6 protein-coding genes are annotated in these 12,871 nt (G+C 69.1%); 2 read left to right on the top strand and 4 right to left on the bottom strand.

Annotated elements, in window-relative coordinates:
* The first annotated feature begins 7 nt into the window (after positions 1-7).
* Together AC067Z_RS26920 and ppdK are read left to right on the top strand one after the other, a co-directional pair.
* Positions 8-712 (top strand): CBS domain-containing protein, encoded by a 705-nt coding sequence (locus AC067Z_RS26920; protein WP_478792195.1) that lies wholly within the window; start codon positions 8-10, stop codon positions 710-712.
* Positions 709-3,405: a pyruvate, phosphate dikinase gene (gene ppdK / locus AC067Z_RS26915; RefSeq protein ID WP_478792194.1), complete on the top strand. Its 2,697-nt coding sequence runs from the start codon at positions 709-711 to the stop codon at positions 3,403-3,405. Before AC067Z_RS26920 ends, ppdK begins: the two co-directional genes overlap by 4 nt.
* Positions 3,406-3,454: 49 nt before the next feature.
* Here ppdK and AC067Z_RS26910 read toward each other — a convergent pair whose 3' ends face one another.
* The 4 genes from AC067Z_RS26910 to AC067Z_RS26895 form a co-directional block, all read right to left on the bottom strand.
* The gene (locus AC067Z_RS26910; protein ID WP_478792328.1) at positions 3,455-4,273 is read right to left on the bottom strand and encodes an Acg family FMN-binding oxidoreductase; all 819 of its coding nucleotides are present in this window, start codon (positions 4,271-4,273) and stop codon (positions 3,455-3,457) included.
* A 256-nt stretch (positions 4,274-4,529) separates the two neighbouring features.
* Entirely contained in the window at positions 4,530-9,377 is a 4,848-nt protein-coding gene (locus AC067Z_RS26905; protein WP_478792193.1) for a DNA repair ATPase, read from the bottom strand.
* 91 nt (positions 9,378-9,468) lie between these two features.
* The gene (locus AC067Z_RS26900) at positions 9,469-11,532 is read right to left on the bottom strand and encodes a flotillin family protein (RefSeq protein ID WP_478792192.1); all 2,064 of its coding nucleotides are present in this window, start codon (positions 11,530-11,532) and stop codon (positions 9,469-9,471) included.
* Positions 11,533-11,578: 46 nt separating this feature from the next.
* The gene (locus tag AC067Z_RS26895) at positions 11,579-12,184 is read right to left on the bottom strand and encodes a hypothetical protein (protein ID WP_478792191.1); all 606 of its coding nucleotides are present in this window, start codon (positions 12,182-12,184) and stop codon (positions 11,579-11,581) included.
* Between the last annotated feature and the right edge of the window lie 687 nt (positions 12,185-12,871).

Genomic DNA, 12,871 nt, shown 5'->3' with positions numbered 1-12,871 from the left:
AGCCGTCATGGCAACTCGACCGCCCCACACCGTGAACGAGGTGATGACCTCAACCGTTGTCGCCGTCGGTCTGGACGCTCAGTTCAAGGAGATCGTGGCCGCCATGAGGCAGTGGCAGGTCAGCGCGGTACCCGTTCTGGAAGGGGAGGGCAGGGTGATCGGTGTCGTGTCCGAAGCCGATCTGCTGTCCAAGGAGGAGCTGCGGGACAGGGATCCTGTCCTCATCGAGCAGCGGCGACGTCTGGCCGAGTATGCGAAGGCCGGCGCGCTGTCCGCCAGGGAGCTCATGTCGAGCCCCGCCGTTACCGTCACAGCCACCGCGACGCTCCCTCATGCGGCGCGTCTCATGGCGCGGCATCACATCAAGCGGCTGCCTGTGGTCGACGGGGCAGGAGTACTCAAGGGCATTGTGAGCCGCGGGGACCTGCTGAAGGTCTTTCTCCGTTCGGACGACGACATCGCCGCAGAGGTGCGTGAGGAGGTGGTCGACCAGCTCTTCCCCGTCTCACGCCGCAGCATTCGTGTCGACGTCACCCAAGGCACCGTCACCCTCACCGGCGCCGTCGGTGACAGCACGCTCGTGCCCGTCGCCGAGCGCCTTGCACGGGCGGTTGAGGGCGTGGTGGACGTGCGGTGCCTCCTCTCGGCGCCCCTCACGGAGTCGGCGGACGCACGTGCCGCAAAGGCCGGCGGAGCAGGTCCCCAGCCATGACCAAGTACGTGTACGACTTCGCCGAGGGCAGCCGTGACATGGCCGGCCTCCTCGGCGGCAAGGGCGCCAATCTTGCGGAGATGGCCGGCATGGGACTGCCCGTGCCACCGGGCTTCACCATCACCACCGATGCCTGCCGGGCTTTCCTGGCCACGGGTGAACCGCCTGCGCAGCTGGATCAGGAGGTCGCCGCGCACCTGGCGTCCCTGGAGGAAGCAGCCGGCAAGCACGTCGGCCAGGTGGACGACCCGTTGCTGCTCTCCGTCAGGTCGGGGGCACGGTTCTCGATGCCCGGCATGATGGAGACCATCCTCGACGTCGGCCTGAACGACCACTCCGTTCTGGGCCTGGCGCAGTCGGCCGGGGGAGAACGTTTCGCCTGGGACTCGTACCGGCGACTTCTGCAGATGTTCGGAAGCACGGTGATGGGCGTCGACAGTGAACTCTTCGAGGATGCGCTCGCGCTCCTCAAGATGGAGCGCAGCGCTGCCGACGACACCCAGTTGGACACGTGCGACCTGATCAGGCTGGTCGACACATTCAAGGACCTGATCCGGCAGCAGACCGGAGAAGAGTTCCCTCAGCAACCTGTCGAGCAGTTGCGGCGCGCCGTCCTCGCCGTCTTCTCCTCCTGGAACGGTGAGCGTGCCCGTGTCTACCGCCGGCGCGAGCACATTCCCGATGATCTGGGCACCGCGGTCACGATCCAGGCCATGGTCTTCGGCAACCTCGGTGCCGACTCCGGCAGCGGCGTCGCCTTCACCCGGGACCCGGCCACCGGCCGTCCCGGCATCTACGGCGACTACTTGCCCAACGCCCAGGGAGAGGACGTCGTCGCCGGGATCCGCAACGCGGTACCGCTCCAAGAACTGGCCGACCTGGACCCGGACTCCTTCGCGCACCTGCGCGAAAACATGGAGAAGCTGGAAGCGCACTATCGCGACCTGTGCGACATCGAGTTCACCATCGAGCACGGCAGGCTGTGGATGCTGCAGACCCGCGTCGGCAAGCGCACCGCCCAGGCCGCCTTCAGCATCGCCTGCCAGCTCGTCGACGAAGGTCTGATCTCTGCGGACGAGGCCCTCGCCCGCGTCGACGGCACGGCGCTCGCCCGCCTGATGTTCCCGCGCTTCGACACATCCGGCCGCAGTGAAGTGATCGCGCACGGCATTCCCGCCTCCCCCGGCGCCGCGGTGGGTGAGGCGGTCTTCGACTCGGCCGAAGCCGTCCGGAGGGCCGGCCAAGGCAAGCAAGTCGTCCTCGTACGCCAGGAGACGGCACCGGACGACCTGCCCGGCATGGTCGCCGCACAAGCAGTACTGACCAGCCGCGGCGGCAAGACCAGTCACGCCGCCGTGGTCGCGCGCGGCATGGGCAAGGTGTGCGTGTGCGGAGCCGAGGACATCACCGTCGACGTGCGTAGCCGGTGCTTCATCGCCGGCGGCGTCACCGTGCCGGAAGGCACGGTGCTGTCCATCGACGGCACCGAGGGTGTCGTGCGTCTGGGTGCCGTGCCGCTGATCGACTCGGAGGTCATGCACTGGTTCGACGAAGGGGGCGGGGCTCCCGGCAGTGACACCGACCGGACCGTACGAGACGTGCACCGGCTCATGGAACGGGCCGACGCCCTGCGGCGCATGGAAGTACGCGCCAACGCCGACACCCCCGAAGACGCCGCCCGCGCCCGCCGTTTCGGCGCGCAGGGGATCGGCCTGTGCCGTACCGAGCACATGTTCCTCGGGGACCGGCGCGCCCTCGTGGAAGCCATGATCCTCGCCTCGGACGACGCCGGACGCGACACCGCGCTCGGCGCGCTTCTGCCGCTCCAACGCCAGGACTTCATCGGCATCCTCGACGCCATGGACGGCCTGCCGGTCACCATCCGGCTCCTCGACCCGCCGCTCCACGAGTTCCTGCCCGACCTCACGGAGCTTTCCGTACGTCTCACCCGGGACGAAGCAATCGGCAAGACACAGGACCCGCGTGACACCGAGCTGCTGACGGCCGTCACACGCATGCACGAGGAGAACCCGATGCTCGGGCTGCGTGGAGTCCGTCTGGGCCTAGTGGTCCCGGGGCTGGTGGCCATGCAGGTGCGGGCCGTCGCCGAGGCGGTCGTGGCGCGCAAGCGCGCGGGCGGTGACCCCCGCGCGGAGATCATGGTTCCGCTCGTCGACGCGGTCGAGGAACTACACCTGGTGAAAGGCGAGGTGGACCGGGTCCTGGCGGAGGTGTCCGAGGAATCCGGAGTCCCCGTCGAGTGCCCGGTCGGCACGATGATCGAACTTCCTCGAGCTGCCCTGACCGCGGGCGAGATCGCCCGGGACGCCGCGTTCTTCTCCTTCGGCACGAACGATCTCACCCAGACGACCTGGGGATTCTCCCGTGACGACGTCGAGGCGGCGTTCTTCTCCGCATACCTCGACAAGGGCATCTTCCAGACGTCCCCGTTCGAGACGATCGACCGCAAGGGCGTGGGCCGACTCGTCGAGATCGCCGTCGCCGAGGGCCGGGCCGCCCGGCCCGGCCTCAAGATCGGGGTATGCGGGGAGCACGGCGGCGACCCGGACTCGGTGCACTTCTTCCACGGTGCCGGCCTCGACTATGTGTCGTGCTCGCCGTTCCGCATCCCGGTGGCCCGGCTCGAGGCGGGACGGGCGGCACTGCCGCCCAACTCCGCCGACGCACGCTGAACGCCCTCTCCGGCCCTTCAGCACGGAAAGGGCGTTCAGCCCGTCACACTCACACGACCGCAAGCACCTCCCGCACGGGCGGGCGGGGCGTCGCAGGAACATCGGCGCCGTAGCCGAGCCGGAGGAGCATCTGGGCATGGCCCATCGCCGCACTCGGGTCACGCACGGCCCACCGCAACTCCGGCCATTCGAGCGCCTGCGAACTGAGCGCTGTGGACAATCCGTCGAGCGTCGCCTGCAACAGCACACGTTCCAGCGCCTGACCGGCATGGAGCCAGTCCACAGGGCGGTCCCGTCGTGTTCCCAGCACGGCCAGGCAGGGATTCTGCTCGAACACGGCCACGGCCCGTCCGTCGGAACGATTCCCGGGGGCGAAGTCACGCACCGGCGCCCGGCCGTCATAGCGGCGGGGCCCGAACGCATAGGCCGGAATGCCCTCGCCCTCCGGCCCGCCGGAGGCGTCCCCAATCCACCGTGCGGTCTCCGCCCGGGCCTCCCGATCCGTGTCCCCGAGGTAAGCAGCCTCCTGGTCGAGCTCCAGTACGGACTGCACCTGCCAGTCTCCGAGGAATTGCAGCCGTGCCCCTTCAGCCACAGCAGCACCGCAGAGGCCGTCGCGCAGCTCCTCCCTGACGGGCTCGTCACTGAAGGGCTCCCTGCTCGTCCGGCGGCGGACAATTGCGGGGTACAGCACGGCAATCGGGTCATCGGCCGATCGATCCGGGCTGAAGGTGATGTCGGCCAGCAGCCCGGGGTCACCCGGGTCGGGCAGGAGGTCGATGTCCGGCGCCCAGCCTGCCCGGGCGACGGCGACACGAAGGTTGAACAAGGCTGCGCCACAGCCCAGATGCAGGGCCCGGTTCCCCACAGGCCGGATTGCTGCACTGTCAGCCTCCGCTCGGGTAGCAGATGCCGACAGGGCCGCTGGGGGTACGGACTGGGGCCGCGCGGCCCATTCGTCGACACGAGGTGGGCGGCACCCAAGGTCATCCCGCTGCTTGAACGTGATCGGTGACTGTTGCCCGGCCTCCCACACCGGCTCCCGCCGTGCCTTCACCACGAGTGCCGCGCCGACGAATCGCGCTAGCCGCTCCGACCGCACCCATGATTGCGTCGTGTGGGCGTCATCGGCTCGGCCCGCCCTCCGCGCGGACCGCGTGCCGGGCGGGCGGGCGGCTGACGAGGTGGCGGGGGTCCGTCGCCCGCGTGATGGCTGTTTCCACCGCTGCGATCCGTTCGGCGAGCAGGCCGAGTGCGGCGACGGCGCGCAGAAGCGGGTCCTCGTCCGGGTCGCCCAGGGCTTGGTGGCGTGCGTAGGAGGACTTGATCTCCGCCCAGCGGGCGGCCTGGTCCTCAGTGAGAGTGGAGCGCAGTTCGGCAAGCTTGAGCAGGTTGGCCTCGGCTCCGGTGCTGAGGGTCTGGGCCTCGCCCGAGTAGTGGTCGTCGATCACGGCGGCGAGCTCGTCGTCGTTCATGACCGAGGAGATGCGTGTCGTGATCTTATTCATGTTGCGGTACGAGCCCTGGAGCTGGAAGGGCGGTTCGGTGCGGGTCGTGTCCGTCTGGGCAGCCGATGCCATGTATGTCCGGTTGACCGCAAGAACCGTCTCGCGCGCCGCGAGCAGGTGGCGCAGCACCGCAAGGATCCGGTCGAGCTCGGCCGGGGGGCAGGGGTGGGTGAGCCGATCGCGGCGGGCGGTGGGGTCCTCGGCGGCCAGGCGCACCAGCAGCTCCAGATCGGCATGCTCACGCCCGGCAAGGGGAGCAAGGACCGGGTGGGAGGTGAGGGCGTTTTCGATGAAGCTCAGCGCGAAGACGTCCTCCTTGCCGGTCAGGACATCGCCGAGGTTCCACACGTCGGCACGGTTGGCGAGCATGTCGGGGATGCGGAAGCGCTGCCCGGACTCGGTGTAGGGGTTGCCCGCCATGCAGACGGCGAAGCGCTTGCCCCGCAGGTCATGGCCGTTCAGGGTGCGGGTGGCGTCACACAGCGGGATGAACTTCTGCAGCAGCTCGGGTGAGACGTGCTGGATGTCGTCCAGGTACAGCAGGACGTTGTTGCCTGTCGCCAGCGCGAAGCTGATCTTCTCGATCTCCCGGCGGGCGGTGGCGTTCGGCGCCTCCGCGGGGTCGAGCGAGGTGACGGCGTGGCCGAGGGCAGGTCCGTCGACCTTCACCAGGAGCAGGCCGAGGCGGTCGGCGACGTACTCCATGAGGGTGGTCTTACCGTAGCCGGGCGGTGAGACGAGCATCAGCAGTCCGCTGCTGTCGGTCCGCTTGCCGTCGCCGGCGGCTCCGAGCTGCTTGGCGAGGTTGTCGCCGATGAGCGGCAGGTAGACCTCGTCGACGAGGCGGTTGCGTACGAAGGAGGACATGACGCGCGGCCGGTACTCGTCCAGGCGCAGCCGGTTCTGCTCGGCAGCGACGAGGGCGGTTCTGCGCTTCTGATAGGCGCGGAACCCCGGTACGACGCGGTGGGCGAAGTCGCCGGTCCGGGCCAGGAACTCGTCGAGTCGCAGGGTCAGGGCGCGCCGGTGGACCCTCGGGTGCGCGCCGAGCAGGCCCTCGACCCTCGCGGTCAGGTCCCCTTCAGTGTCGGAGCGCACGAGGTTCGGGCAGACCTCGATCGCGACGGCTTCGGCGAGGTCGCCGTTGTCGACGTCCTCACCACAGGAGGCGGCGTACGGGACGAGCCAGCCCTCGACAAGTCGCTGCGCGGCGGCGGTCTCCCCGGCGTCGAGCCGCTCGCGCACGTCGTCCGCGTAGGGTGATGTGCCCACTGCCCGGCGGAACTTGTCCAGCAGCGTGCGAGCCGCTGGACTGGTCGCGAAGGACTCGCCGGTCGCAAGCTCCTCGACGAGGTACTCCGCGGCACGGTCGGTCAGCGCTCCCGCAGCGGCGAGTTCGCTGCGCAGCGCGTCGAGTGCCTTTGCCTCCCCGAACATCTGCCGCGCCCTCACCAGCGACGCGGCCTCATGCACCCACGCCCTCCGCGCCTCGTCAGTCGTCCCGTGGGCCCAGAACAGCTGGGCGGCTGCGCGGTCGGCTGCCGGGTAGCGCAGCAGCCCGGCCTGCTCGTGCAGCCCCAGCAGTGCGGAGAGGATGACGGCCGCGTCGTGGTCGTGGACGCCTCGCTCGTACCCCTCGTCGTATGCCGCCGCGGCGGCCTCGCGCGTGCGTCCCGCCAGGTCGGCGCCGACCAGGGCCTCGGCACCGTGCTCGGCCAGCAGACGCGCTGCCAAATATTCCGCCCGGTAGACCTCGGCGTTCTCGGACGGCAGGAGCTGGTCCCAGTGGACGCGGGTGTCCGCGAACTCCGGGTCGGTGACCGGGCGTCGGTAGTCCGTACCGGTCAGCGCGAACGCCAAACCCCCGTCCGCGTGCGGCACGAGCGTGAGCTCCGGGGGCCGGGTGTTGACGGCGAACCGGTGCGTGCCGAGGCGGATCGTGTCGCCGCCGTCCGCGAACAGTTCGGTACGGTCCCGTAGCGCGCGGCCGGCCTCCTGGCGGGCGGCCTTCAACCGCCCGTCCAGCTCCTCCGCCCGCACATGGTCGCCGAGTTCGCGCAGCTCGTCGGCGGTTCGGCGGACCTTGGCCGCAATGGGGTCGGAGGCGAAGTAGGTGTGGACCGCGTCGAGGCTGTCCAGGGTTGTCGCCCGGCGGGTGATCGTCTCCAGGACGCGCCCGGCCGATCCGGCGAGGCGCTCGGCGCGCCGGACGCGGGAGTCCTGAAGAGTCTGCTTGCGGCCCGAGAAGGTGTCGTGGATCTCGGTGCGCTTGTCGGCGATCCTGGTGAGGAATCCGTCGTGGTCGGCAAAGCGCGACTCGAGATTGTCCAGGTGAAGCAGAAGCCGGGCGAGTTGGGCGTCACAGGATTCCGGGGTCGTTGCCGCGGCCAGTGCGCCGGTGACCGACTGGCCGAGCAGCGCGAACTCGGCCCCGAACGCGGCACGCCCCTCCAGGTCGATCAGTTCGCGCCGCCGTGCGGCAAGGGTCGCCCGGGCGCGATTCAGACCGCCCAGCACCTCGGCGATCCGCTCCAGGATGGCGGTGCGCACGGTGGCGTCACCAATGTCCAGGCCGGCGATGACCTCGGTGAGGGCCTGAAGGCCGAAGACCTGCTCGTCCAGCCGCTCGGTGACCGGAGCGGCCTCCACTGCCGTGGTGATCGTCCCGGCGTCGGCGGTGAGCCGCTCCACCTCCGCGTGGTGGCTGGTGAAGGCGTCGTCGCGCTGGAGAAAGGTCACCGCACGCTGTGCGGTGGCGTGGACATGGGTGCCGGCGTCCTCGGCGAGCGCGTCGATGGCCTCCGCGTCCGCGTACCGCATCTCCCTCAGGGTCACCACATGGCCCTGGGCCCGGCGCAGTTCGGAGATGCGCTCGATCCACTCCTGGGCAGTGGCAGGAGCCTCACCGCGCACCCGCCTCACCAGACGCTGAAGCTGCTCCGTCGCCTCCGCAAGCGCCTCGGCTGCGTCCCGTGTCAGGGACTGCACGGACTCGAACTCCTCCAATACCTGCTCGGCTGTGGCCCGCACCTCGTCCAGAGGGGTGCGCAGGTCCCCGGCGTCCGCGTCGCCCAGCCAGTGGAACCGGTCGACGGCCCGCGTGCAGGCGGCGACCAGCGATTGGTACAACTCGCTGGTGGCGGTGGTCTCGGCGGCCTGACGGGCGATGGCCAGGCAATCGGAGATGCCGCGCACCAGGTCGGCGCTGCCGATCCGGGCGAGTGGTCCGGTACCTGCCGGGGCGGCGGCCGCGTGGGCGTCGGAGACGTACGGAGTCCGCCAGATCCGCACCGGATGCACGCGCGCGGGCTCGTCGGATTCGGTGCGCAGCACGGTGAGGGTGCCGTCGTCGAACAGCGCGTAGCCGCGACAGGAGAGCGGAGCGGCGACCTCCTTGCGGATGAGGTTGTACGGAAGCAGGAGGGTGCGGCCCTCACGGGCGTGGAACGTGAACAGCACGTCCTCGCCGTTCGGCGACCGGACCGCGCGCTCGAACTCCAGGCCCGACGTGTCGGTGTCGAAGGTCTTCACCGCGCCCGTGGCGAGACAGTAGCCCCCAGGGAAGACGATGCCCTGGTCGTCAGGCAGCCGACGACAGGACTGTCCGATGCCGTCCAGCCGGACCACGGCCTTCGTGAGCGTGTTGAAGACCAGGTACCGCCGGGATTCCTCCTTGTAGGGCCTGATACGGAGCAGGATCAGTGCGCCGACGGCTGCGTATGCCACCTCGGCGTCGGCGAGTGACTGCAGTGGTTCGTCGACGCGCTCGCTGTGGATGCCCTCGCCGGTCTCGGTGTCGTCCTCGGTCTTCACGGTGAGCGTGCCACCGACCGTCGCGACGAAGACCGTGCCGTGGGCAAGGGCGATATGCGGATACCGGCCCAGGACGTGATCGTCCCGGCTCGTCTCGACCCAGGCGAAGTCGTGCGAGCTGGGGTAAACATGGTCGCGCTCCCCACGGGCGTCCAGGAACCGCACCTCGCCGGACGAGGAGAGGGACCAGCGCAGGACACGGATGTCGTCGGCCTGCTCCCCGGTCCGGAAGACGGCCAGCAGCTTGCCCTCGACATGGCGGAGCCGAAGGAGCCGTGCGCCCTGGAAATAGCGGTGCAGCGCCCCGAATTCCCTGACGAAGGCGGGGTCGGCGAGCAGGCCGGGCACCGCGTCGTCCGGGAGCCGGTTCAGGTCGCGGTCGTAGAGGGCGAAGACGTCGGCGGCCGGGGCATCGGAGCCGACGAGCAGCGCGTCGCCGACAGCGACGATGTCGCGGGGTACCACGTTCCGCTCCGTACGGATGCGCTCGGTACCAACGAGGGCGAGTTCGGTGGAGCCGAAAGCCGCGACACGCGCGGCGTTGAGGGTGTCGGCGCGCCGGGCCAGCTCGTCGGCGTGAGCACCCAGGCGGTCACGCAGTACGTCGTACGTGCCGACGTCGAGGCCGCTTCCCGTCTCGGTCCCAGTCACTGTCCAGCTCCCTCGTGTACGTGATGGTTGTCCGGAGCTGCCGCCCCCCGCGCGGCAGCTCCGGAAGCTGTGACCTCCCCCTTACGGGCGGTCAGTTCGTGGCGGTGCCGTTCAGCCCGGCGAGGCCGTTCCGTCCGGCGAGCTCGGCCACCGGCATGTCGGCCAGGCCCAGTTGCCGTGCCTTGGCGATGAGTTCGTCCAGTTGCCCCGATCCGGCCGGCATGAGCTTCATCAGCAGCGCCGACACAGTCAGGTTCTGTACGTCGGCGGAGGAGACAGAGCCGAGCATCGTCGTCAGGTCCTCGGTGAAGGACGCGGAGCCGTCGAGCCACGGCCCGACGAGTGCCTGGGCGGTCTGTGAGTGCTGGACGAAACCGTCGACGCTCTTTCCCAGGGAGATCGACTGCACGAGCCGATCGAAGAACACCGAGTCGCCGCCGACGATGTTGATGTCGGCCTTCTCCAGGCCGGTGGCCAGCACCGTGGCCTGTGCCTCGGCGACCTGACGCTGCACGTCGAGCCCGGCGAGTCGGATCTCCTTCTCCGCCTCCAGGCGCAGCCGGTACTCCTCGTGAGTACGGGAAGCCTCGTCCAGCGCGGCCATCGCGGCCGCCTTCTCGGTCAGGCCCGCGGCCTCGGCCTTGAGCTTCTCGCCGATGGCCGTGGCCTCGGCGAGAGCCTTCTCGCGGGTGCCTGTCGCTTCGGCGCGCAGCCGGGCCTCGGTCGCCCCGGCCTCGGCGAGGCCGGCCTTCTCGATGGCGTCGGCTTCCTTCTCCCGTACCTGCACGGCCGCCAGGCCCTCGGCCGCGGCTTCGGCCTGGACTCCTTCCGCGAGGCGGATCTTGGCACGGGCGTCCATGTCGGCGGTCTTGTTGCGGGCCTCGGCGAGGGTGAGTTCCTCGGCGGCCCGGTGGACCGCCGCCTGCTCAGCGGCCTCGGCGGCTTTGATGTCCTTGACCAGCTGTTCCTGTGCCTCGGCCTCGGCAGCGATGACTACCGTCTGCCGCTTGCGCTCGGCCTCCTCGACGGCGCGAAGCTTCTTGATGGACTCCTCCTGCTCGGCGACCGTACGGTCCACGGCGACCCGCTCGCGGATGACCTCGGCGATCTCGCGGCGCTCGGCCTCGACCTCCTTCTCGGCGGAGATGCGGGTGAGTGCGGTCTCCCGGTCCCGTGCGATGACTTCGAGCAGGCGGTCCTTCTCGATGCGCTCGTTCTCGATGGCGATGACCCGCTCGCGGTTCTTCTGTGCCACGGCGACCTCACGTGCCTGGTTCTCCCGCTGAATACCGAGCTGCTCCTCGGTCTTCAGGAAGGCGCCTTGCGCACGCAGCCGCTCCTCCTCGACCACACGGGCTGTCTCGGCCTCTTCCCGAGCCCGGACGGTGTCGATCTCACGCTTCTGCTTGATCTCCGCGTCCGTCTGGCGGCGCTCCAGTTCCAGGATCGCCTCGCGGGCGTCGACGTTCTGCCGGGTGATCTCCTTCTCCTCGGTGCGCTGGAACTCGTTGGTACGCACGTGCTCGACCGCCGTCAGCTCGGTGATCTTCCGGATGCCCTGGGCGTCGAGGACGTTGGACGGGTCGAGCTGGGTGAGCGGCGTCTGCTCCAGGTAGTCGATCGCCGCGTCTTCGAGGCTGTAGCCGTTCAGGTCTGTGCCGATGAGCTGGATGATCCGGTCGCGCAGTTCGTCGCGTTTCGTGTAGAGGTCGGTGAAGTCCATCTGCTTGCCGACGGTCTTGAGCGCCTCGGAGAACTTGGCGTTGAACAGTTCCTGCAACGTCTCCTTGTCGCTTGCCCGTGCGGTGCCGATGGCCTGGGCGACCTTGATGACGTCCTCGATCGTCTTGTTGACGCGGACGAAGAACGAAATCCTGATATCGGCACGGATGTTGTCGCGGCAGATCAGACCGTCCCTGCCCGTCCTGCTGATGTCGATGGTCTTCACCGAGATGTCCATGACCTCGGCCTTGTGCAGGACCGGCAGGACGACCTGCCCGGTGAAGGTGACGTCGACCTTCCGCATTTTCGACACGATCAGTGCCTTGCCCTGCTCCACCTTGCGGAACAGCCGGCTGATCACGAACAGCGTGGCGATGACGATGAGCAGGACAACGGCGACGAGCACGCCGATACCCCAGGTGATGGCATCCATGAGTAATCCCCGGATCAGAGGTGGGAGCTGAAGTGGAGGGGCGGTGTCAGCCGCGGGGGTCCAGCGCCTTGTCGAACGGCGCGACCCAGAAGAATTCGCCGGCGTCGTCGTACGCGTACAGCAGCCCTGTGCTGCCGAGCCCCAGCCGGTCGCCGTCGTTCTGACGGACCTGTACGACGGCGGTCGAGCCGTCCCGGGCGGCGACCTCCGCCTGGCCGAAGTCCGCGTCCACCCGACCGGTGCGGATGGTGCAGGTCAGACCGACGAAGTCCTGCCGGGACGGCCCGGGTTCATCGGGAAAGAGCTTGGCGAGCGGGCGGACGAGCATCCGGGTCAGGCGCCAGGAGCAAAACAGGGAGGCGCACAGCAGCACCGCTCCGAACAGATGGAGAAGCGCGCCGGTCATACCCGCACTTGCGAGGAGTGCCGACCCGGTGAGGCTGATGAACCACGACAGGACGATCAGCGTGGACACCGACACAGCAACAGGCGCTCCGCCGAGGTTCAGCGCGTGGGTGTCCATGTCCGCGTCGAAGCTGTCATGGTCGGCGGCACCGAGCAGCACCAGCACCCAGAAGCCGACGACGACCACGAGGGCCGCGGTGAACAGCACGGTGGGGAACGTGGCCGTGGCCTTCAGGAACTCGTCCATGGTCAAGCCCCCCTAAGTCTTGGCCCGGCACACTCATTTCCGGGCCCCGGCATCGGTCTCGCCCGCCTGCCCCCGGCCGGTCCATGATGACAGGACGGCACGCTCGCGCGCATTGCCGTGAACCGGCAATCAATACGCTTCCTTAATGCCGGTGCCCACCCTCGGTGCCCACGGGCGGTCGCACACCCGACGGGGAAGGTGGTCGGATCTCCCGCTCGCGCATGAGGGGAAGTCCGCTGCGGATATGCCCTCCGCCCACCGGAGTGTGACTGAACGTCAGCAGGTGGTCGCAGCGCTGGACTGGAGCCTGCGGGCCCGATCACCTACGGCTGCCTTGGTGCCCGGCACGAACGTGAATGCCGCGATGCGCCCGACCGCGATCGTGGCATTGGCAACTCGGTGACCGGCTGTGGTGCTCGATGTCCCCGGGCGGCCCGGCCTCATCGGTGAGTGGCGCCCGCGTCGGGGACGGGCAACCTGGTACGGCAGGTGGCCGGCCGAATCGTTGGAGCACGGGCCGCGGGTCCGGTGGTGGTGGTCGGCCAGTCTCTGAGAGGGGCCATCAATCTGGCGCCCCTCACGACTGCGCCTAAGAAGCCATCTCATTTGGTGAGTCTGCGGTAGCAGATGAGGGTGCAGGCGATGCTGGTGAAGGCGAGGAAGTGGTCCGCTTTACGTTCGTAGCGT

Source organism: Streptomyces sp. NPDC043812 (assembly GCF_056436245.1).
Note: the sequence above shows the minus strand (reverse complement) of the source record. Positions and strands in the feature narration are given on the sequence as shown.